Genomic DNA, 21,207 nt, shown 5'->3' with positions numbered 1-21,207 from the left:
AGAATGACGGTGTGGGTGGATCACTCGTAGAGCGGGAAGCGGGCGCAGAGGTCGGAGACCTCGGCCTTCACCTTTTTCTCGACCTCGGTGTTGCCCTCTTCGCCGTTCGCCGCCAGGCCATCGACCACCTGCACGATCCAGTCGGCGATCTGGCGGAACTCGGGCTCTCCGAAGCCGCGCGTGGTGCCTGCGGGTGCGCCGAGGCGGATGCCGGAGGTCACGAAGGGCTTTTCGGGGTCAAACGGCACGCCGTTCTTGTTGGTGGTGATGTGGGCGCGGCCAAGGGCGGCCTCGGCGGCCTTGCCGGTGACGCCCTTGGGGCGCAGGTCGGCGAGGCAGAGGTGGTTGTCGGTGCCGCCGGAGACGATGTCGATCCCGCCCTTCTGGAGCTGGTCGGCCATGGCTTGCGCGTTCTTCACGACCTGTGCGGCGTAGCTCTTGAACTCGGGGCGCAGGGCCTCGCCGAAGGCCACAGCCTTGGCGGCGATCACGTGCATCAGCGGGCCGCCCTGGAGGCCGGGGAAGACCGCGGAGTTGATCTTTTTGGCGATGTCGGCGTCATTCGTCAGCACCATGCCGCCCCGAGGGCCGCGGAGCGACTTGTGGGTGGTGGTGGTGCAGACATGGGCGTGGGGCAGGGGCGAGGGATGCACGCCGCCCGCGACGAGGCCCGCGATATGGGCCATGTCGACCATCAGGTAGGCGCCGACTTCATCGGCGATTTCGCGGAAGGCGGCCCAATCCCAGACGCGGGAATAGGCGGTGCCGCCGGCGACGATGAGCTTGGGCTTGTTCTCCAGCGCCTTGGCGCGGATGTCTTCCATATCGAGAAGCTGGTCTTGCTGGCGCACGCCGTAGGAGACCACGTTGAACCACTTGCCCGACATGTTGACCGGCGAGCCGTGGGTGAGGTGGCCGCCGCTGTTCAGGTCGAGACCCATGAAGGTGTCGCCCGGCTGGAGCAGGGCGAGGAAGACGGCCTGGTTCATCTGGGAGCCGGAGTTGGGCTGGACGTTGGCGAACTCGCAGCCGAAGAGCTCCTTGGCGCGGTCGATGGCGAGCTGTTCGGCGATGTCGACGAACTGGCAGCCGCCGTAGTAGCGCTTGCCCGGGTAGCCTTCGGCATATTTGTTGGTGAGCACGGAGCCCTGGGCTTCGAGCACGGCCTTGGAGACGATGTTCTCCGACGCGATCAGCTCGATCTCGTCGCGCTGGCGGCCCAGTTCCTGGGTGATGGCCTTGGCGATCTCGGGGTCGCGGGAGGAAAGCTCTTCGGTGAAGAATCCGCTGTCACGGTGGGGCGCGTTCATGGGGCGGGCCTCTTTGGCTGGGGAACGGTTGGGCGGGGTTTACCCCATGGCAGGGCGGGGCAAAAGCGGCAAAGCGCCGCTTTTGGCCGGAATGGCGGCATATCGGCGGTCTTGTGTTTCGGATCGGCGCGGGCGAAGTCTTTGGGGAAACCCGGAGGATACCCCTTGGACAAGATCGCCTTCATGGCTGCGGAGACCCAGATTGCCGAGGAGGCGCGCCGCCACCTGGCCGGGGAATACGGCGATGCGGCGGTGGAAGAGGCCGAGGTGATCGTGGCGCTGGGCGGCGATGGGCACATGTTGCAGACCCTGCGCGACACCGAGCATCTGGATACGCCGGTTTACGGGATGAACTGCGGGACCATCGGGTTCTTGATGAACGAATACAGCGAGCCGAGCCTGAAGGAGCGGCTGGATGCGGCGGAGGAGGAGGTGTTGCATCCGCTGAGGATGCGGGCCTTTACCGCCGATGGCGGCACCGAGGAGGCGCTGGCGATCAACGAGGTGAGCCTGCTGCGACAGGGGCCGCAGGCGGCCAAGCTGCGCATTCAGGTGGATGGGCGGGAGCGGATGGAGGAGCTGGTTTGCGACGGGGCACTGCTGTGCACGCCGGCGGGGAGCACGGCCTACAACTATTCCGCCCACGGGCCGATCCTGCCGATCGGGGCCGAGGTGCTGGCGCTGACCCCGATTGCCGCCTTTCGCCCGCGCCGCTGGCGGGGCGCCCTGCTGCCGATGGCCGCGGAGGTGCGCTTTGACGTGCTTCAGCCGAAGAAGCGCCCGGTGCGGGCCGAGGCCGACAGCCGGGCGGTGGAGAACGTGGTGACGGTGATCGTGCGCTCGGACGAGAGCATCACCCATCGGATATTGTTCGACCCCGGCCACGGGCTGGAGGAGCGGCTCATTCGCGAGCAGTTCGCCTGAGGCACCCCTGCGCATGGCCCGGCGCCCACCCACCCACCCCGCCGGGCCATGCGCAGGCGCGCCTTGGCCGGTGGCGGGCTGTCTGGCGGGTTTGGGGAGAGTATTTTTCGCAAGAAAATGAACGGGGGGTGTGGGGGCCCGCCTGTGTTTGCCTTTTGGGGAGGCTCGCAGGTCAGTCCCGCTCCCAGCCTTCGCGTTTGCGGTAGATGGTAGAGGGTGAGAGGCCGAGGATGCGGGCGGCCTTGGGCACCGAGCCGTCGTGGCGGGCGATGGTTTCTTCGATCACCAGGCGTTCGATCTCGGCCATGCTCTTGCCCATCAGCGGCTCCAGCCCGTTGCCGGGCAGGGCGGGGGCCGGGGCGCTGCGCATCTGGGCGGCCTCGGCATTGGCCTCGACCTCGTGGTGCAGCTCCATCGGCAGCATTTGCAGTGTGACCTCGGTGCCATCGTGGAGCACCGCCACGTTGCGCAGCACGTTGAGGAGCTGGCGCACGTTGCCGGGCCAGGAGAGGGCGCAGAACAGGTCTTCGACCTCGGGGGAGAGGGAGGTGAAGCCCTTGCCCTCTTCGGCGGCGAACTCTGCGAGGGCCTGGCGGGCGATTTCGACCACGTCGCGGCCGCGCTCGCGCAGGGGGGGCAGGTGCAGCGGGACCACGTGGAGGCGGTAGTAGAGGTCTTCGCGGAAGCGGCCGGCGCGCACCTCGGCCAGCGGGTCGCGGTTGGTGGCGCAGAGGATGCGCACGCTCACCTTGCGGGGCTTGGTGGAGCCGACGGGCTGGATGGTGGAGGTTTGCAGGAAGCGGAGGAGCTTGGTTTGCAGCCCGAGGTCCATTTCGCAGATCTCGTCGAGGAAGAAAGTGCCGCCGTCGGCGGCGGCGGCCGCGCCGGGCTTGTCGTTGAGCGCGCCGGTGAAGCTGCCCTTGAGGTGGCCGAAGACCTCGCTTTCGAGCAGGTCGGCGGGGATGGCGCCGCAGTTCAGGGCGATGAAGGGGCCGTTGGCGCGCGAGGACATGTCGTGGACGGCGCGGGCGCAGAGCTCCTTGCCGGTGCCGCTTTCGCCGGAGATGAAGACGGTGGCCATGGAGCGCGAGACCGAGCCGATCTTGTGCATCACCTCGCGCATCGCCGAGGAGGAGCCGATGAGGCCGGTGTGCTCGGTGGAGGGCATGGGCGGCGTGGGGTCGGGCATGGGGCCGCCGGGGCCTGCGGGCTGGCCGGAGGCGCGGGCGTGGTCGGAGACGGCGCCGGAGACGGCATCGAGCAGGCGGCCCTCGTCGAAGGGCTTCACCAAGAATTCCCAGGCCCCGGCCCGCATCGCCTCGACGGCGCGGTTGATCGAGCCGTTGGCGGTGATGACGATGACATGGGTGAAGGGATCGGCGGCGATGAACTCCTCGATCAGCTCCAGCCCGTCGCGGTCGGGCAGCATGAGGTCGACCAGCACGACGCCGGGGCGGTGGGTGCGGAACTGGCGCAGCCCCTCGGCTGCGGTGGAGGCGACTTCGACATGGTGGCCCGCCGTCTGGAGCACGCTCTGGTACACAAGCTGCATCGAGGGCACGTCTTCGATCAGCAGAACCGCAGTCATCCGGCGGCCTCCGGCGGCGCGGTGGCATCGGGGAAGCGGGCGCAGATCTCGCCGGCGATGGCGGCGATCAGCCCGGCGAGGCGGGTGTCGATCTCGGCGAGGGTGCGGGCCTGGCTCTCGCTGGGCTCGGAGCGGTGGGCGGCGGCGTTGGCGAGGTTGGCGAGGTCTTGCAGCGGCAAGGCCCCGACGGCGCCGGAGAGCGATATGATCACATGGGTCTGGGCACGCACCTCGTCAGCATTGCCTGCCGCGGCGGCCGTGGCAAGCGTGGCGCGACAGCGGCAGAGGTCGGCGTGCAGGCGGGAGAGGAACTCGCGGCCGCCGTCCTTGCCGGAGATCGAGATCAGCCGCTCGAGCCGTTCGGGGCAGAAATTGGGGTGCTCGCCCTCGGAATGGGCCGGGCGGTGGGCGGGTTGGGGCTCGATCTGTTCGGGCGCGGCGCCACGGGTGCGCAGCATCAGGGTGGCGATGGTCTGCCCGAACCCGGCCAGCGAGCCGACCGGCTTGGCGAGAATGCCATCGGCCCCGGCGTCGTAGATCCGCTCGCGGTGCTCTTGCAGCACGTAGGCGGTGACGGCGAGGATCGGGATGAGGCGGGTTTCGCCGGCGAGCGCGCGGGTGCGGGCGATGACCTCGGTGCCGGGCAGCTCGGGCATGTCGATGTCGACCAGCGCGAAGTCGAAGCCGCCGCCCGAGAGCAGGCGCAGCGCCTCGGCCCCGTCGGGCGCGAGCTTCCAGGAGGCGCCGAGGTGGTCGAGCATCTGGGTGAAGAGGAGCTGGTTGGTCGGGTTGTCCTCGGCCACGAGGGCGGTGAGGCCGGAGAGGTCGGGCAGCACCGGCGGCGCGTCGGGGCTGGCGAGATCGGCCCCGGAGGCGGGCGCCCAGGCCCAGGCCGGGCGGGGCAGCAGCAGCGAGACCTCGGCGCCGCCCTCGCGCGCATTGGAGACCTGAAGCTGGCCGCCGAGGCGGGTGGCGACCTCCTTGGCGATGTGCAGCCCCAGCCCGCTGCCGGGCTTGGTCTGTCCGCCGGGGCGGCCGCCGCGCTCGAACAGGCGTTCGAGCGCCGCATCGGTGAAGCCGGGGCCCTGATCGCAGACCCGGAAGCGCAGCTCTTCGCCCGAGCGCATGTCGACCCGCAGCAGCACCTCGCCCCAGTCGGCGTATTTGAAGGCATTGGACAGGAGATTGGCCAGCACCCGGTCGAGCGCGGCGGAATCGAGGTGCAGCACGGTGGGCAGGTCGGCGGCGATATCGAGGCGCAGCGACATGGAGCGCTCGCGGGCGTGGCCGGACCAGCGCCGCTCGAGGTTGCGCAGGATCGCCATGAGCGGCACCGGCTCGGACTCGCTGCGGGCGCCGCCGAGCTGGTCGAGGGCGCTGTCGAGCAGGCGGGCGAGGCTTTCACCGGCGGTGGAGACACGCTGAAGCTGCGCTGCGGTGGCCGCGTCGAGCTGGGAGAAATCCACGAGCCGCAGCCCGCCAACCACGTCGGCCACGGCCGACCGGATGTCGTGCGAGAAGAGTTCAATTCCGTTGTCGGCATCGGCCCCGTTCGGAGACGGGGGCGGGCCGGGCAACCAGTCTTCAGCCATGAAGAAACTCCGCCGTGAGTGGCGCAAAGCCGTCGATCCTGATTTCCCGCAAGGGTTGCATGAACGGCGACACTAAACAAACCCTAACTGTCGGGCTACACGTCTTTAAGGGCAGGTATTCCGGACCCTGCAAAGGCAATCATGCGGCATTTTCGGGGAAGCCCAATGCAGAAAGGGCCTGGCGGATTTCATCGAGGATGGCGGGATCGTCGATCGTGGCGGGCATCTTGTAGGGTTTGCCGTCGGCGATGGAGACCATGGTGGCCCGCAGGATCTTGCCGGAGCGGGTCTTGGGCAGGCGGTCGACCACGCAGGCGAGCTTGAAGGCGGCGACCGGGCCGATCTGGTTGCGCACCAGCTTGACGCAGTCGTTCACGATATCTTCATGCGGGGTGTTGGTGCCCGCGTTGAGGCAGAGGAAGCCGAGCGGCATCTGCCCCTTCAGCGCGTCGGCCACGCCGATCACCGCGCATTCGGCCACCTCGGGGTGGGAGGCCAGCACCTCTTCCATCGCGCCGGTCGACAGGCGGTGCCCGGCGACGTTGATGACATCGTCGGTGCGAGCCATGATGTAGAGGTAGCCCTCGTCGTCGATCATGCCGGCATCGCCGGTTTCGTAGTAGCCGGGGAAGTGGTTGAGGTAGCTCTTGCGGTAGCGCTCCTCGGCGTTCCAGAGGCCGGGCAGGGTGCCGGGCGGCAGGGGCAGCTTGATGGCGATGGCGCCGAGTTCGCCGGGCGCGACGGGTGCGCCGCCCTCGTCGAGGATCTGCACGTCGTAGCCGGGCATGGCCACGGTGGGCGAGCCCATCTTGACCGGCAGCGCCTCGATCCCGACCGGGTTGCCCGCGATGGTCCAGCCCGTCTCGGTCTGCCACCAGTGATCGTAGACCGGCTTTCCGGTCATCTTCTGGGTCCACATGATGGTGTCGGGGTCGGCCCGCTCGCCGGCGAGGTAGATCGCGTTGAGGCAGGAGAGGTCGTAGTTGCCGACCAGCTCGCCCCTCGGGTCTTCGCGCTTCACGGCGCGAAAGGCGGTGGGGGCGGTGAAGAAGCTCTTCACCTTGTGCTCGGAGATCACCCGCCAGAAGGTGCCGGCATCTGGGGTGCCGACGGGCTTGCCCTCGAAGACGACGGTGGTGTTGCCGTGGATCAGGGGGCCGTAGCAGATGTAGCTGTGGCCGACGACCCAGCCGACATCGGAGGCGGCCCAGAACACATCGCCGGGATCGACGTTGTAGATGTTCTTCATGGTCCAGTTCAGCGCCACGATATGGCCGCCGGTGTGGCGCACCACGCCCTTGGGCTGGCCGGTGGTGCCGGAGGTATAGAGGATGTAGGCGGGGTGGTTGCCCTCGACGGGCAGGCATTCGGCCGGGTCGGTGCCCTGCTGGAAGGCGTGCCAGTCGTGGTCGCGGCCCGGCTCCAGCGGCACCACCTCCTGCGGGCGCTGGAGGATGACGCAGAACTCGGGCTTGTGGCTGGCGGCCTCGATGGCGCCGTCGAGCAGGGGTTTGTAGTGCACCACCCGCCCCGGCTCGAGCCCGCAGGAGGCGGCGATGATGGCCTTGGGGGTGGCATCGTCGATCCGCACGGCCAGCTCATGGGCGGCAAACCCGCCGAAGACCACCGAGTGGATCGCGCCGATGCGGGCGCAGGCGAGCATGGCCTCGATCGCCTCGGGAACCATGGGCATGTAGATGATGACGCGGTCGCCCTTTTCGATGCCCTTGGCGCGCAGGGCCCCGGCGAGGGCGGCGACGCGGGTTTGAAGCTCGGCAAAGGTGATGGTGCTCTTGGTGCCGGTGATCGGGCTGTCGTGGATCAGGGCAACCTGCGCGCCGCGCCCGGCTTCGACGTGGCGGTCGACGGCGTTGTAGCAGGTGTTGATCATGCCATCGGCGAACCACTCGTAGAGGTGGTTGCCCCTGTCGAAGAGCGCCTTGCTGGGAGGCGTGGTCCAGGCGACGGCCTCGGCGGCCTCCATCCAGTATGCCTCCGGGTTTGCCTTCCAGGCGTCGTATACGTCCTTGTATGCCATGATATGCCTCCTCCTCCGGCCTTGTCTTAGGGAGCGGCGGGCCGTTCTGGCAAGCGTTCTGGCGTGGGGCGCGGCAGAATGGCTCATGAGGTTTGCAGATTTGGCGGAAATGCCCTGCAAATATTTGCAAAACCCCGGAAACTTCGCTGGTGGACATGGTTTTGCCCCGCGGTTTGCAAAATTTCGGCCAATCCGGCTGTCACCCGTGGTGGGGACAGGCCGATTCTCGGCCGTCATGGCGCGAGACCCGCGCTCTCCTGCGCCGCGCCGGGCCGCTTCCGGGTGCCGCGCGCGAAAAATTGCCTGATCTCGGTGGTGGGTGGCAAGTTCCCGCCATGGTTGCATTTGGCACACATGATTTTACACATCTCACGCAACTTTTGATTTGGGGCAGATTCGCTCCGCATCCCGATGGCGACGGTGGGCCTCGCGCGCGCGGATTGGCCCGAAACGATGAACAGTCGTGGCGCGGAATCTGCCTGTCAGATCGCGGGTGCGCGCGCCGGCGACCTCCTCCTTAACGTGTTATCGGCAAGAATCCACTCAGCCTTAGGTTGTGGACTCGGCATCCCCTGATTTCATCTCCTACCCTTGTTTCAACTTGTGCGGGTTCTGGGTGGGGGCATCCAGACAGGTGGGGGCCAAATCATGGCGACGGCGGATATCACTGTGACGGAATACATCGGATCCCTTGTGGGCACCGATCTCTTTGGCGGGCAGACCATTCTGCTCAACGGATTTGGCGCCAGCCAGACCGGCACGCTGGAGGATGACGACGGCTTTCTGGGCGACATCGACGATGGCACCGCCACGTTCAACGGCGATCCGATCAACTATATCGGCAGCGGCACGGTGCAGCCGGGGGTGGATGCGGGGATCATCATCGTGCCGCTCGGGCCGCAGAGCGATGTGGTCGTGTTCGAGGCGGGGGGGAACACCTATTTCCACTACCCCGACGGCGAGCCGAACCTGCTGGGCGCGGTGGCGCTGATCGTGGATATCGACGCCACGCCCTACGAGGTGTTCACCCCGATCTGCTTTGGCCCCGAGACCATGATCCTCACCCCGAACGGCTATTGCCCGGTGGGAGAGGTCGGCACGGGCGACTGGGTGTGCGATGCGGACGGGCGGGCCCACGAGGTGCTTTGGGCCTCGTCCCGCAAGGTCGAAATCCCCTCCCATCCGGCCTTCGACAAGTGGCGGCCCATCCGCATCGCACGCAACAGCCTGGGCGACGGCCTGCCGTTTCGCGACACCTACCTGTCGCCGCAGCACCGGGTGGAGCTGCGCGGGAGCCCGGCGGAGATGGTGCTGGGCACCGAGCGGTGCCTTGCGGCGGCCAAGGGGCTGGTGAACGACAAGGGGGTGCGGGTGGACCGGGAGGCGCGCAGCGTCCGCTATCATCACCTTGTCTGTGCCGAACATGTCTCGCTGGTGGCCAACGGGCTGCTGGCCGAGAGCCTCTACCTCAACCCGGAAACGCCCGAGTTTCGGCTGGATGCCGGATCGCAGGAGGCGGCGCAGCTCTTTCCGGAGTTGACCATGACCTTGAATGCGCCGGTTGCAAGCCGCCGGGAGGCGGCGGTTCTGGCCTCGTTTTTCTAGGGCTCCAGCAGACGCCCTGGAAAGCCGGCCTTTGCCCCCCAGGTTTGGGCCGGACCACCCGCGCTGCCCCTGCAGCGCGGGTGGCTTTTTGTCTGCCACCCGCTCCCCCCGGACGCCCGCGCGATCACATTTCATGTGACAGCCTGCATGGAGATTGCGCGACGGCCTGCGATTCGCATTTGATGAAGGGGACCGGCGTGGTGCCGGTCGCTTTTTCATCGAGGACACCCGACATGGGCGACAAGAAACAGAAGCCCGCGAAGCCCGGCAGCAAACCGGCAACCAAGAAGTAATCATGTGAAAGGCCCGCGCCGGCCCGGAGCGGGGCGGCGCGGTGCCTTGTGGTGCGGACGTTCCGCGCCGCGTCAGGCCTAGCTGTAGTGGTGCACCGGCGTGCCGGCGAGCGCCGACATGTTGAGCAGGCCGCGGGCGGTGATCGAGGGGGTCACGATATGGGCCTTGTTGCCCATGCCCATGAGGATCGGCCCGACTTCGAGCCCGCCAGCCTTCATCTTGAGGATGTTGCGCACGCCCGAGGCGGCGTCGGCGGAGGAGAAGATGAGCACGTTGGCCGCCCCCGAGAACCGGGACTCGGGAAGCAGGCGCTCGCGCAGGGCCGGATCGAGCGCGGAATCGACGTGCATCTCGCCCTCATAGGCAAAATCCAGATCCCGGTCGTCGAGCATTTCGAGCGCCTCGCGCATCCGCCGGCCGCCGGCGCTGTCGAGGTTGCCGAACTGCGAGTGCGAGCAGAGCGCGATCTTGGGCTCGAGGCCGAAGCGACGCACGTGGCGGGCGGCGCCGATCACGGTTTCGCAGATCTCGCGGGCCTCGGGGAACTGGTGAACCTGGGTGTCGGCAATGAACAGCGGCCCGTCTTCGAGGATCATCAGCGAGAGCGCGGCGATCGGGTGATGCACCTTGTCGGCGAGGATCTGGCGGACGTAGTTGAGGTGCCACAGGAACTGGCCGAAGGTGCCGCAGACCATGCTGTCGGCATCGCCGCGATGCACCATGACCGCGCCGATGGCGGTGGTGTTGGTGCGCATCACGGCACGGGCGAGATCGGGGGTGACACCGCGCCGGGCCATGAGCGTGTGATAGGTTTCCCAGTAGTCGCGGTAGCGCGGGTCGTTCTCGGGGTTCACGATCTCGAAGTCGCGGCCCGGACGGATCTTGAGGCCGGCGCGCTCGCAGCGGCTTTCGACCACCTCGGGACGCCCGATGAGGATGGGAAGATCGGTGGTTTGCTCGAGCATCGCATCGGCGGCGCGCAGCACGCGCTCGTCTTCGCCCTCGGCAAAGACGATCTTGCGCTCGGCCTGGGCGGCGGCCTCGAACACGGGCCGCATCAGCAGGGCGGACTTGAAGACCGAGCGGTCGAGCTGGGCCTTGTAGGCGGTGAAGTCCTCGATCGGGCGGGCGGCGACGCCGCTTTCGCAGGCGGCCTTGGCCACGGCGGAGGCGACCACGCCCATCAGGCGCGGATCGAAGGGCTTGGGGATCAGGTAATCGGTGCCGAAGGTGAGCTGCTCGCCCTTGTAGGCGGCGGCGGCCTCGGCGGAGGTGGTGGCCCGGGCCAGCGCGGCGATGCCCTCGATGCAGCCGAGCTGCATGGCGTCGTTGATCTCGCTCGCGCCGCAATCGAGCGCGCCGCGGAAGATAAAGGGGAAGCAGAGGACGTTGTTGACCTGGTTCGGGTAGTCGGAGCGCCCGGTGGCGATGATCGCATCGGGGGCAACCTCGCGGGCGGCCTCGGGCAGGATCTCGGGCGTCGGGTTGGCCAGGGCGAAGATGATCGGCTTGGCGGCCATTTTCGCCACGTGTTCGGGCTTCAGCACGCCGGGGCCGGAGAGGCCGAGGAAGAGGTCGGCGCCCTCGATCACATCGGCCAGGGTGGCCGGTTCGGTGCCTTGGGCGAAGGCGGCCTTTTGCGGGGTCATGTCGGCCTCGCGGCCCTCGTAGACCAGCCCGGCGATGTCGCAGAGCCAGACGTTCTCGCGCTTGACGCCGAGCTTGAGGAGCATGTTCAGGCAGGCGATGCCCGCCGCGCCGCCGCCGGTGCTCACCACCTTGATGTCGGCCCAGTCCTTGCCGGCGAGGTGGAGCGCGTTGGTGGCCGCCGCGCCGACGACGATGGCGGTGCCGTGCTGGTCATCGTGGAAGACGGGGATGTTCATCCGCTCGCGGCAGATCTTTTCGACGATGAAGCAGTCGGGGGCCTTGATGTCTTCGAGGTTGATGGCGCCGAAGGTGGGCTCGAGCGCGCAGACGATCTCGGCCAGCTTCTCGGGGTCGGTCTCGTTCAGCTCGATGTCGAAGCAGTCGATGTTGGCGAATTTCTTGAAGAGGACGGCCTTGCCCTCCATCACCGGCTTGGAGGCCAGCGCGCCGATGTTGCCCAGCCCCAGAACGGCGGTGCCGTTGGACACGACGGCGACGAGGTTGCCCCGCGCGGTGTAGCGGGTGGCCAGCGCGTTGTTTTCGGCGATGGCGGTGCAGGCCTCGGCCACGCCGGGCGAATAGGCCAGCGAGAGGTCGCGGCCATTGGCCAGCGGCTTGGTCGCCCGGATCTCGAGTTTTCCCGGCTTGGGGTTGGCGTGATAGAGCAGCGCGGCGCTTTCGGCCGGGCTATCGGGCGTGTCGGTCATGGAGCCTCCCAAAAATGGTTTAACGTTAAACCACCCTTTTGGCGGCGGAATGACACAGAACGCGATTTCGTTCAAGCCTGCAAGGCGCATCGCCCGTCCTGTGTCATCAGACGTTTGCATATTGCAATTTGGTGTTTCGGGCACAGAATTTTGAGGTTAGCATCGGAGGTGGTATTGATGCCGGGGCCGGGACGCGACGTTTCGGTTTTCGGTCGCCCTCGATCTGCTACGGCGATTGATGGCGGGGCCCCCGATGCCTGAGCGAGGATCGCTCCACCGGGCCCCGGATTTTAGGATGTGACCGGCGCATTTTGGCGCATGACAGGCGGCCGGGGCAGACCCGAATGAAGCCGCGGACAGCATGGAGACAATGATGCTTTTGGTGAAGGCGGCGCGGGACGCCCGGGTGAAGGCCTATGCCCCGTACTCGCAGTTCAAGGTGGGGGCCGCGATCCGCGCCGCCTCCGGTGCGATCTACCAGGGGGTGAACGTGGAAAACGTGGCCTACCCCGAGGGCACCTGCGCCGAGGCGGGCGCGATTGCGGCGATGGTGATGGGCGGCGAGACCGAGATTGCCGAAGTGGCGGTGATCGCCGACAGCCCCTCGCCGGTGCCGCCCTGCGGCGGCTGCCGCCAGAAGCTGGCGGAGTTTGCGGGCAAGGATGTGAAGGTGACGCTGGCCACGCTTCAGGGCGAGGTGATGGAAACCACGGTGGGGGCGCTGCTGCCCGGTGCGTTCGGCACGGGCCATATGGTCAGCCCTTCTGAAGACGGAATGTGAACATGGATGCGCGGACGGTCCTGGGCGCCCTGCGGCGAGGCGAGAGCTTGAGTGCGGAGGCGGTCGACTGGTTCGCGCGTGCGCTGGCCGAGGAGGGCGTGAGCGACGCGCAGGTGGGGGCCTTTGCCATGGGTCTGTGCCACGCGCCGCTGGGCGCACAGGCGCGGGTGGCGCTGACGCTGGCGATGCGCGACAGCGGCGAGGTGCTGAAGTGGGATCTGCCCGGCCCGGTGGTGGACAAGCACTCGACCGGCGGCGTGGGCGACTGCGTGAGCCTCGTGCTCGCCCCGGCGCTGGCGGCCTGCGGGGTCTATGTGCCGATGATCTCGGGGCGCGGCCTTGGCCACACCGGCGGCACGCTCGACAAGCTGGAGGCGATCCCCGGGTTCAGCTCGGAGATCAGCGTGGACAAGTTGCAGCAGATCACCCGCGAGGTGGGCTGCGCGATTGCCTCGGCCTCGGTCGACATCGCCCCGGCCGACAAGCGGCTTTACGCGGTGCGCGACGTGACCGGCACGGTCGAGAGCCTCGACCTGATCACCGCCTCGATCCTCTCCAAGAAGCTGGCCGCCGGGCTCGACAGCCTCGTGCTCGACGTGAAGTTCGGCGCCGGCGCCTTCATGAAGACCCCGGAGGCCGCCCGCGAACTGGCCACCTCGCTGGTGGAAACCGCCAATGGCGCGGGCTGCGCCACGCGGGCGCTGCTCACCGACATGAGCCAGCCGCTGGTGCGCTCGGCGGGCAATGCGGTGGAGGTGACGGAGGCAATGGACACGCTCACCGGCTCGGGCGCCTCGGGGCCGCTCAGCCACCTGTCGGCCAAGCTCGGCGGCGAGCTGCTGGCGATGGTCGGCGTGACCAAGAACGCCTTTGACGGGGCCGACATGGTGCTGGACAAGATCCGCAGCGGACATGCCGCCGAGCGGATGGGCCGGATGGTGGCGGCGATGGGGGGGCCTTCGGACTTTCTGAGCCGCTGGCGCGACCGCCTCCCGGCCGCCCCCGCAACGCTGGCCGTGGCGCCCGAGGGCGCGGGCTTTGTGGCCGCGATCGACACCGAGGCGCTGGGCATGGCGGTGGTGGCCATGGGCGGCGGGCGCAAGCGCGCGCGCGACCGGATCAACCCGGCCGTCGGCCTCAGCCAGATTGCCCAGATCGGCGACCGGGTGGACGCAGAGCGCCCGCTGGCGCGGATCAACGCCGCGCGGCGGGCACAGGCCGAAGCCTTCGCCCCGGTGATCCGCGCGGCTTTCAAATTGAGCGAGACCCCGGTAAACCCTCCAAAGCTGGTGCTTGGACGGGTGGAGTAGATGCCGCGAGCCTTTCTGGTTGTCATGGATAGCGTGGGATGCGGCGGCGCCCCCGATGCCGCCGACTTTGGCGACGAGGGGGCCAACACGCTGGGCCACATCGCGCAGGCCTGCGCCGAGGGCGCGGCGGAAGAGGGCCGCAGCGGCCCGCTGAAGATGCCGGTGCTCGACGGGCTGGGGCTGGCCGATGCGGTGGCGCTGGCCAGCGGATACGCAGGCGAAGGCCTGTCCGGCCGCCCGAGCGGGCTGTGGGGCTGCGCCACCGAGATTTCACCGGGCAAGGACACGCCTTCGGGCCATTGGGAGCTGGCGGGCGTGCCGGTGCCCTGGGACTGGCACTACTTTCCCGACGAGGAACCGGCCTTTCCGCAATACATTCTGGATGCGCTGGCCAGCATGGCCGATGTGGGCGGCACCCTTGGCAACCGGCATTCCAGCGGCACGGTGATCCTCGAGGAAGAGGGCGCGCGGCACATGGCGACGGGCTGGCCGATTGTCTACACCTCGGCTGACAGCGTGTTGCAGATCGCGGCCCATGAAGAGACCTTCGGGCTCGAACGGCTGCTCGACCTCTGCGACGAGATCGCCCCGACGATGCATGCGATGAAGGTGGGCCGGGTCATTGCCCGCCCCTTTGTCGGCAGTGCCGAAACCGGGTTTACCCGCACCACCAACCGCCGCGACTTTGCCATCGCCCCGCCCGAGCCGACGCTCTGCGACTGGGTGCAGGCCGCCGGGCGCAAGGTGCATGCGGTGGGCAAGATCAAGGACATCTTCGCCGGGCATGGCATTGACGACGTGGTGAAGGGCGATGACGCGGCGCTGATGGAGGCGCTGTCGGGGCTGGTCGACACGGCGGAAGAGGGCAGCCTGACCTTCGCCAATTTCGTCGAGTTCGACAGCCTCTATGGCCACCGCCGCGACGTGTCGGGCTATGCCCGGGCGCTGGAGTGGTTCGACTCCTGCCTGCCGCCGCTCCTCGACCGTCTGCGCGAGGGCGACATGATGGTGTTCACCGCCGATCACGGCAACGACCCGACGTGGCGGGGCACCGACCACACCCGCGAGCGGGTGCCGGTGGTGATCGTGGGCAAGGGCGCGGGCGAGATCGGGCATTGCGGATTTGTCGATGTGGCTGCAAGCGTGGCGGCCCATCTGAACGTGCCGGCAAAGGGGCCGGGAAGGAGCTTTCTGTGAGCTTTAGGGATGTGCCGAAGGTTGAGCTGCACCTGCATCTGGAAGGCGCGGCGCCGCCCGCCTTCATCCGGGCGCTGGCCAAGGAGAAGAAGGCCGATATCGGCGGGATCTTCGACGCGCAGGGCAACTATGCCTATGACGGGTTTGACGAATTTCTGAAGGTCTACGAGGCGGCGACCTCGGTGCTGACCACGCCGGAAGACTACGCAAGGCTGACCCGCGTGGTGCTGGAGGAATGCGCCGAGCAGGGGGTGATCTATGCCGAGACCTTCCTGAGCCCCGACTTTTGCGGCGGCGGCGATGTGAAGGCCTGGTGGGAATATTGCGCGGCCATGGCCGAGGCGGCCGAGAGCGCGGAGAAGGATCTGGGGATCACGCTGAAGGGGATCATCACCTGCATCCGCCACTTCGGCCCCGAGAAGGCCAGGGCCCCGGCGGTCTGCGCGGCGGAAACCGTGGGCGACTTCATCACCGGCTTCGGCATGGCGGGGGCGGAGACCGTGGGCAAGCCCGGCGATTATGCCTGGGCCTTCGACTGCGCCCGCGAGGCCGGGCTGCGGTTGACCTGCCATGCCGGCGAATGGGGCGGGGCGCAGATGGTGCGCGACACGCTCGACCAGCTCCCCGGCATCGAGCGGATCGGCCATGGCGTGGGCGCGGCCCATGACGGGGCGCTGATGGAGCGGCTGGCGCGGGAGAACATCACGCTGGAGGTCTGCCCCGGCTCGAACATCGCGCTGGGCGTGTTCCGGTACTGGCGCGACCATCCGATCGAGAAGCTGCGCGAAAACGGCATTCCGGTGACGGTGAGCACCGATGATCCGCCGTTCTTTCACACCACGATGACGCAGGAATACGACAAGCTGAACGAGGTGTTCGGCTGGAACGAGGAAGACTTTGCCGCGCTGAACCAAGATGCCATCGCGGCGGCCTTCTGCGACGAGAAAACCCGGGAAGACATAGTGAAGAGGCTCAAAGCATGACCAGGCACCTGACCGTCGTTGACCATCCGCTGGTGCAGCACAAACTGAGCCTGATGCGCGAGAAGGAGACGCCGACGGCGGTGTTTCGGCAGCTGTTGCGGGAGATCAGCCAGCTTCTGGCCTATGAAGTCACGCGCGAGCTGCCGATAACGACCAAGCGGATCGAGACCCCGTTGCAGCCGATGGATGCGCCGGTGCTGGACGGCAAGAAGCTGGCGCTGATCTCGATCTTGCGGGCCGGAAACGGGCTGCTCGACGGGGTGCTGGAGCTGATCCCGAGTGCGCGGGTGGGCTTTGTGGGCCTCTACCGCGACGAGAAGACGCTTCAGCCGGTGGAATATTATTTCAAGGTGCCTGCGGAGCTGGGCGACCGGATGGTGATTGCCGTCGATCCGATGCTGGCGACCGGCAATTCGAGCGCCGCCGCGATCACCAAGTTGAAGGAGGCCGGGGCGGTAAACATCCGTTTCCTATGCCTTTTGGCCGCGCCCGAAGGGGTGGCCCGGATGCAGGAGGCGCACCCCGATGTGCCGATCGTCACCGCGGCCCTCGATGACAGGCTCAACGAGCTGGGCTACATCGTGCCGGGCCTAGGGGATGCGGGCGACCGTATGTTCGGTACTAAATAGGCGATTTGCCCTTTACGGATTGTTTCCAATCCGGCATCTTTCCCCCAAATATAGTGGGGGCTTGGATGATGTTGGCAAGAGCAGTGTCGACAGCAATAGCCGTGGTATCTCTTTTCGCGGGAACGACGGCGGCTGCACAATCAGCAGGAACACCGGCGGAGTTTCCGCCCGCGTCCTACGGGGGCGCACAATACGTTGACAGCAAGGGCTGCGTGTTCGTGCGCGCAGGCTTTGACGGGGCGGTGACATGGGTGCCGCGGATGTCGCGGTCGCGCAACCAGATCTGCGGCGTGCGCCCGACCTTTGCGGAGGCGCCCAAGCCCGAGGCCCCGGTTGTGGCGGATGCGCCTGCGACCACGGCGGCCCCGGCTGCCGAGCCCAAGACGCGGGTTGTGCGGCGGCAGGCGGCGACGACGCCCGCCAAGCCCGCGACCACCACCACCCGCCGCGTGGCGACGACCGCCCCCAAGACGGCGGCGCCCAAGACCCAGACCCGCACGGTCACACGTGAGGTGGCCCGCAGCCAGCCCAAGCGGACCAGCCCGGCCAACAAGCCGATGGCGACCGTCGCCGGATCGGTGAGCGAGCCGCGCGGCAAGAAGACCACCTACCGGGTGATCCGCCGGGGCACGACGCCGGAAGAGACGCCGCTGCGCACCAGGCGTGCCAGCGCGAGCGAAGTCGTGGCCGCGGCCGATCCCGCGCAGAAGCGGGTGCGCGGTGGCCGCACCATCACCCGCAACGGCAAGACCGTCATCGTGATCTCGCGTGACGCGGCCGCCGGGGCCCAGCCCCGCACCACCACCACCCGCAAGGCCTCGGCCCCGCGCGTGGTGCGCCGGGAGGCAAAGCCTGCCGCGGGCACCCAGGTGGCCACCGCCCCCGGACCCGCACAGGTGCGCACCCCGCGCGGCTACAAGCGCGTCTGGACCGACGGGCGGCTCAACCCCAACCGGGGCGAGCGCACCCAGGCCGGTCGCGAGCAGATGGCCCTTGTCTGGACCCAGGACGTGCCGCACCGGCTGATCGACGTGCGCTCGGGCCGCGACGTGACGGCGCTGCGCTCGGAGATGGTCTATCCCTACACCGACTACGCCGAACAGCAGCGTGACCTCGGCCCGCGCACCGTTGTGCGCCGCACCTCAGCCAGCACCAAGAGCGTGCGCAAGACCGTGGTGTCGACCAGCACCGCGCCCCGGGCCGCCGAGCAGGCTGCGCCCAAGACGCGGCGCGTGGTGAAGAAGATCGTGCGCAACAAGAGCACGGGCGAGATCATCAGCGTCTCCACCAAGTCGGCCCCGAAGAAGACCGTGGCCAAGACCGTGGTGAAGCAGGCCAAGGCTTCGCCCGCTCCCTCGAATCCCGCCGCGGCGGCTGGCGGGCGCTACATTCAGGTGGGCACCTTCGGGGTTGCCTCCAACGCCAGGCAGACCGCAGCGCGGCTGCGCGGGGCCGGGCTGCCGGTGCGCACGCAGGGGATCACCCGTGGCGGCAAGGCGCTGACCATCGTGATGGCCGGGCCGCTGGCCGGGGGCGCGCTGAATGACGGCGTGCGCAAGGCGCGAGCCATGGGCTTTTCGGACGCCTTCGTGAGGTAAGACCAAGAAGAAGAAAAAAGAGTTCAGGCAGAACCATACAGGCAATCGCGCCTCGCGGAGATCATCCCGCGAGGCGCGACGCGTTTGGGGGGTGGGATTGGCGCGGGTGCCGGGTGGTGGGGGTGCCGGGTGCCGGGGGCGGGCGGGCTACTCGCCGCAGATGCCTTGGAGAGCTACCCAGTCGGCATCGGCCAGCACCTGCTGGGCACCGCCGCCGCGCATCGGGTCGGCCTCGATCAGCGGCAGGGTGCTCTCGCCGGAGACATCCAGCGCGTAGGCATAGGGGGTGGAGGCGACCCGTGCCGCCTCGAAACCGTCGAGCAGGGCCTCGGTGGGCACCGCAGCGGGGGGCGCGGCCACCAGCGCCTCGGCATAGGCATCGAGCGTGGCCTCGGGCAGCTCGCCGGTGGTGAGCAGGCGGATGGTGGCGATGAGGCCGGCGTGATCGAGCAGCCTTTCGAGCGGGTCGGATTGCGCCGAGCGGGCGGCCTCGGCCAGCACGTAGCCGGCGGCGACATCGGGGTTTTCGTAATCTTCGACCAGCGCCCGGTTCATCAGGATCAGGCCGCCGGGCAGGGCCACGGTATCGCGGATGCCGCCGCGCAGCACCAGCAGGCCGCCCTTGGTGGGGGCGAGCAGCCGGGTGTAGAGCCGGGCAAGCGCCCGATCGCCCCGGGGGCTGCGGCAGGGCGCGCCCGAGACCCGACCGATGGCGCGAAACACCTGCCCGCCCAGCGCGGCGCGGGTCGGCTCGGGCACCACGCGGACGGTGTGCGAGGTGAGCGCATCGGGCAGCCAGACCACGGCGGCCACGGCCAGCGCCGCCGATCCGCCCCAAAGGATGATGCGGCGCAGCCAGCCCTCGCGCGGGCGGCTCCGGGCAATGACCTGGCGCACCCGCTCGACCGCCTCGATCATGGTGTCGTCTTCGATCTCGAGCAGTTCGACCGCCTCGGCGGAGGGGGCATAGAGCGCGGGAACCTCGCCCGGGTTGACCCGCTCGACCGCCGCCAGCGACCAATGCGACAGCGCCCGGCCCGCCCCGTCGGAGATCGACAGGGAGGCGTCACCGAAACTGACGGTGACGTTCTGGCGCTGGGCCTCGGGCGTGGGTTGCCAGAGGCCGACGCTTTCCAGCCTTTGATATTCCTTCAGCGCGGTCATGCGCGGTGGGGGCCTGCTCGTGGTTGCCGTGTTTATCGTTGAACAAACTCTAGCGGCTTTTCGCGGGCTTGGGAATCAACAAGGCGACGCGGTGTGTTAGCCGCCGTGACGGCGCGCGCGCAGGCCCGGCCGCGACCCTCTGCGCCCTTGTGAGCGGGCGGCGGTTTTTATAGAGAGGCGGGCCTGTGACACGGGGAGCGGCGATGAGCGCGGATGGCGAAACCGGGATGATCCCGGCCTGGAGAGACGGGGTGTTGCAGCCGGTGGAAAAGCTGGCCGCGCACCGCGAGGGGCTGCGGCACAAGGCGGTTTCGGTCTTTGTCTTTGCCGGCGAGCGGCTGCTGGTGCAGCAGCGGGCGGCGGGCAAGTACCATACGCCGGGGCTCTGGGCGAACAGCTGTTGCACCCACCCGCATTGGGGCGAGCCCGATGCCGCCTGCGCCGCCCGGCGCTTGGGCGAGGAGCTGGGGCTGGCGGGCGTGGCGCTGGAGCCGGTGGGCGAGGTGGAATACCGCGCCGAAGTGGGCGGCGGCATGGTGGAGCACGAGGTGGTGGCGATGTTTCGCGGCACGCTGGACGTGGTGCCCGAGCTGGCGCCCGACCCGGCAGAGGTGCAGGCCGTGCGCTGGCTCACGCTCGAGGCGCTGGCCGAAGAGATTTCAGAGGCGCCGGAGCGGTTTACCCCGTGGCTGCGGATCTACATGGCGGAGCATCGCGGGATCTTCTCGGGGTAGGGGCCGGCTGCCGGGCCTCGGGCGGCGGGACAAGTCCCGCCCTACGGATCAGGTACCGTAGCGCGCCATGAACATGTCGATCGCGCCGTCGATCACCTTCTTGCGGCGCTCGGGGGTGAACTCGGATTCAAGGCCCATCAGGCATTTGACCCAGAGTTCGGCCTTGCACAGCTCCATGAACTGGTAGGCGGCCAGCTCGTAATCCTCGATATCGTGCAGCTCGCCGCGGGATGTGGCGTTTTCCAGAAACGGCACGATGCTGTCGCGCACGAAGCGGGGGCCGTACTTGTAGAACTCCTGCCCGAGTTCGGGAAAGCGGCCGCTTTCGGCGACGCAGATGCGGAACATGCCGCGCCCGAGGTCGGAGAGCATGAAGTCCTGCATCCGTTCGGCCACCAGCCGGAGCACGTCGCGCACCGGGCGGGTCGGGTCGATCTGGGTGACGGCGGCCTCGGCCTGGCGCTGGCACTCGCAGGTGGCGACCTCCATGAACAGCAGGCCCTTGTCGGGGAAATAGCTGTAGAGCGTGGCCTTGGAGACGCCTGCCTCCTTGGCGATCAGGTCGACACTGGCGCCTTCGAATCCGTCGGCCAGGAAGATCTTGCGGGCGCCTTCCAGCACCTGATCGAACTTTCTGCCGCGTTTGATTTCACCTGCCGGTGCGTTCATGTCTTACTCCGTTCCCCTGACCAACTATAAACCAGACAGTTTAGTTCCGGCAAGGCAATGCGGGCCCTGCCGGAACTTTCTGCCGGTGACGGGATGCAGGGTGCGCTCACCTGGAGGCAGCGCAGGCGTCGGTGGAGATGGTGGTGGGGGAGGTGCAGGCGCGGTCGGGCAGCTCGGGGGTGGTCGGGCTGGCGGTGGCGGCGCTGGTGAAGGTCACGCGCGGCAGGTCGACCCCGAAGCTGCCTGCGTTGGCAGCCTGAAGGGACGCGCCGAGGGCGATGAGAACGGTGAGGGCGGAGATGCGGAGCATCGGTTTATCCTTTCGAATCTGAACTGAACCACTCGGTTCAGAAGGGTATCTAAACTGTTCGGTTCGTTTTGCAAGGGGTTTCTGAACCGCTTGGTTCACTTTTTTGCCCGGGAGCCCCTGCATC

At 68.0% G+C, this 21,207-nt stretch carries 17 protein-coding genes; 9 read left to right on the top strand and 8 right to left on the bottom strand.

The window, feature by feature from the left end:
• Positions 1–20 precede the first annotated feature (20 nt).
• On the bottom strand, positions 21–1,310 hold the full coding sequence (glyA, locus tag GTH22_RS13170) for a serine hydroxymethyltransferase (protein WP_252945767.1): 1,290 nt from the start codon (positions 1,308–1,310) through the stop codon (positions 21–23).
• Positions 1,311–1,475: 165 nt separating this feature from the next.
• On the opposite strand from glyA, the gene GTH22_RS13165 reads away from it, so the two are divergent.
• On the top strand, positions 1,476–2,234 hold the full coding sequence (locus tag GTH22_RS13165) for an NAD kinase (protein WP_256471584.1): 759 nt from the start codon (positions 1,476–1,478) through the stop codon (positions 2,232–2,234).
• A 172-nt stretch (positions 2,235–2,406) separates the two neighbouring features.
• Here the strand turns inward: GTH22_RS13165 and GTH22_RS13160 are convergent, their stop codons facing one another.
• The 3 genes from GTH22_RS13160 to prpE all read right to left on the bottom strand — a co-directional run bounded on the left by GTH22_RS13160 (position 2,407) and on the right by prpE (position 7,452).
• Entirely contained in the window at positions 2,407–3,822 is a 1,416-nt protein-coding gene (locus GTH22_RS13160) for a sigma-54 dependent transcriptional regulator (protein WP_252945766.1), read from the bottom strand.
• Entirely contained in the window at positions 3,819–5,414 is a 1,596-nt protein-coding gene (locus GTH22_RS13155; RefSeq protein ID WP_252945765.1) for an ATP-binding protein, read from the bottom strand. Before GTH22_RS13155 ends, GTH22_RS13160 begins: the two co-directional genes overlap by 4 nt.
• Positions 5,415–5,553: 139 nt before the next feature.
• Positions 5,554–7,452: a propionate-CoA ligase PrpE gene (gene prpE, locus GTH22_RS13150; RefSeq protein WP_252945764.1), complete on the bottom strand. Its 1,899-nt coding sequence runs from the start codon at positions 7,450–7,452 to the stop codon at positions 5,554–5,556.
• Positions 7,453–8,100: 648 nt separating this feature from the next.
• On the opposite strand from prpE, the gene GTH22_RS13145 reads away from it, so the two are divergent.
• Positions 8,101–9,057 carry a Hint domain-containing protein gene (locus tag GTH22_RS13145; RefSeq protein ID WP_252945763.1) on the top strand — a complete coding sequence of 319 codons (957 nt, stop codon included), beginning with the start codon at positions 8,101–8,103 and terminating at the stop codon, positions 9,055–9,057.
• A gap of 371 nt (positions 9,058–9,428) precedes the next feature.
• Here the strand turns inward: GTH22_RS13145 and GTH22_RS13140 are convergent, their stop codons facing one another.
• Positions 9,429–11,708 carry an NADP-dependent malic enzyme gene (locus GTH22_RS13140; RefSeq protein ID WP_252945762.1) on the bottom strand — a complete coding sequence of 760 codons (2,280 nt, stop codon included), beginning with the start codon at positions 11,706–11,708 and terminating at the stop codon, positions 9,429–9,431.
• 373 nt (positions 11,709–12,081) lie between these two features.
• On the opposite strand from GTH22_RS13140, the gene GTH22_RS13135 reads away from it, so the two are divergent.
• The 6 genes from GTH22_RS13135 to GTH22_RS22270 all read left to right on the top strand — a co-directional run bounded on the left by GTH22_RS13135 (position 12,082) and on the right by GTH22_RS22270 (position 18,206).
• The gene (locus GTH22_RS13135) at positions 12,082–12,489 is read left to right on the top strand and encodes a cytidine deaminase (RefSeq protein ID WP_252945761.1); all 408 of its coding nucleotides are present in this window, start codon (positions 12,082–12,084) and stop codon (positions 12,487–12,489) included.
• A gap of 2 nt (positions 12,490–12,491) precedes the next feature.
• On the top strand, positions 12,492–13,799 hold the full coding sequence (locus GTH22_RS13130) for a thymidine phosphorylase (RefSeq protein WP_252945760.1): 1,308 nt from the start codon (positions 12,492–12,494) through the stop codon (positions 13,797–13,799).
• Positions 13,800–14,996, top strand: coding sequence for a phosphopentomutase (locus GTH22_RS13125; RefSeq protein ID WP_252945758.1), 1,197 nt, complete (start codon positions 13,800–13,802; stop codon positions 14,994–14,996).
• Positions 14,993–15,979: an adenosine deaminase gene (locus GTH22_RS13120; protein ID WP_252945757.1), complete on the top strand. Its 987-nt coding sequence runs from the start codon at positions 14,993–14,995 to the stop codon at positions 15,977–15,979. The genes GTH22_RS13125 and GTH22_RS13120 overlap by 4 nt, the downstream gene beginning before the upstream one ends.
• Positions 15,976–16,608, top strand: a complete 633-nt coding sequence (gene upp / locus GTH22_RS13115; RefSeq protein WP_252945755.1) for a uracil phosphoribosyltransferase — start codon at positions 15,976–15,978, stop codon at positions 16,606–16,608. Before GTH22_RS13120 ends, upp begins: the two co-directional genes overlap by 4 nt.
• 212 nt (positions 16,609–16,820) lie before the next feature.
• Entirely contained in the window at positions 16,821–18,206 is a 1,386-nt protein-coding gene (locus GTH22_RS22270; protein ID WP_252945754.1) for an SPOR domain-containing protein, read from the top strand.
• Between the two features lie 147 nt (positions 18,207–18,353).
• On the opposite strand, the gene GTH22_RS13105 is transcribed toward GTH22_RS22270, so the two are convergent.
• Positions 18,354–19,370, bottom strand: coding sequence for a hypothetical protein (locus GTH22_RS13105; RefSeq protein ID WP_252945753.1), 1,017 nt, complete (start codon positions 19,368–19,370; stop codon positions 18,354–18,356).
• A 203-nt stretch (positions 19,371–19,573) separates the two neighbouring features.
• Here GTH22_RS13105 and idi point away from each other — a divergent pair, with 203 nt between their 5' ends.
• Positions 19,574–20,104 carry an isopentenyl-diphosphate Delta-isomerase gene (gene idi / locus GTH22_RS13100; RefSeq protein WP_252945749.1) on the top strand — a complete coding sequence of 177 codons (531 nt, stop codon included), beginning with the start codon at positions 19,574–19,576 and terminating at the stop codon, positions 20,102–20,104.
• Between the two features lie 48 nt (positions 20,105–20,152).
• Here the strand turns inward: idi and GTH22_RS13095 are convergent, their stop codons facing one another.
• Positions 20,153–20,773, bottom strand: a complete 621-nt coding sequence (locus GTH22_RS13095; protein WP_252945748.1) for a TetR/AcrR family transcriptional regulator — start codon at positions 20,771–20,773, stop codon at positions 20,153–20,155.
• A gap of 106 nt (positions 20,774–20,879) precedes the next feature.
• Positions 20,880–21,083, bottom strand: a complete 204-nt coding sequence (locus GTH22_RS13090) for a hypothetical protein (protein ID WP_252945747.1) — start codon at positions 21,081–21,083, stop codon at positions 20,880–20,882.
• Positions 21,084–21,207 lie beyond the last annotated feature (124 nt).

Origin of the sequence: Oceanicola sp. 502str15 (assembly GCF_024105635.1) — a bacterium.
Classification (GTDB): domain Bacteria; phylum Pseudomonadota; class Alphaproteobacteria; order Rhodobacterales; family Rhodobacteraceae; genus Vannielia.
Note: the sequence above shows the minus strand (reverse complement) of the source record. Positions and strands in the feature narration are given on the sequence as shown.

Coding starts and splice junctions, on each gene's coding strand:
- idi (WP_252945749.1), top strand. CDS start 19,574: ATGAGCGCGGATGGCGAAACCGGGATGATCCCGGCCTGGAGAGACGGG.
- GTH22_RS13130 (WP_252945760.1), top strand. CDS start 12,492: ATGGATGCGCGGACGGTCCTGGGCGCCCTGCGGCGAGGCGAGAGCTTG.
- GTH22_RS13155 (WP_252945765.1), bottom strand. CDS start 5,414: ATGGCTGAAGACTGGTTGCCCGGCCCGCCCCCGTCTCCGAACGGGGCC.
- GTH22_RS13140 (WP_252945762.1), bottom strand. CDS start 11,708: ATGACCGACACGCCCGATAGCCCGGCCGAAAGCGCCGCGCTGCTCTAT.
- GTH22_RS13095 (WP_252945748.1), bottom strand. CDS start 20,773: ATGAACGCACCGGCAGGTGAAATCAAACGCGGCAGAAAGTTCGATCAG.
- GTH22_RS13090 (WP_252945747.1), bottom strand. CDS start 21,083: ATGCTCCGCATCTCCGCCCTCACCGTTCTCATCGCCCTCGGCGCGTCC.
- glyA (WP_252945767.1), bottom strand. CDS start 1,310: ATGAACGCGCCCCACCGTGACAGCGGATTCTTCACCGAAGAGCTTTCC.
- GTH22_RS13160 (WP_252945766.1), bottom strand. CDS start 3,822: ATGACTGCGGTTCTGCTGATCGAAGACGTGCCCTCGATGCAGCTTGTG.
- prpE (WP_252945764.1), bottom strand. CDS start 7,452: ATGGCATACAAGGACGTATACGACGCCTGGAAGGCAAACCCGGAGGCA.
- GTH22_RS13145 (WP_252945763.1), top strand. CDS start 8,101: ATGGCGACGGCGGATATCACTGTGACGGAATACATCGGATCCCTTGTG.
- GTH22_RS13125 (WP_252945758.1), top strand. CDS start 13,800: ATGCCGCGAGCCTTTCTGGTTGTCATGGATAGCGTGGGATGCGGCGGC.
- upp (WP_252945755.1), top strand. CDS start 15,976: ATGACCAGGCACCTGACCGTCGTTGACCATCCGCTGGTGCAGCACAAA.
- GTH22_RS13135 (WP_252945761.1), top strand. CDS start 12,082: ATGCTTTTGGTGAAGGCGGCGCGGGACGCCCGGGTGAAGGCCTATGCC.
- GTH22_RS13105 (WP_252945753.1), bottom strand. CDS start 19,370: ATGACCGCGCTGAAGGAATATCAAAGGCTGGAAAGCGTCGGCCTCTGG.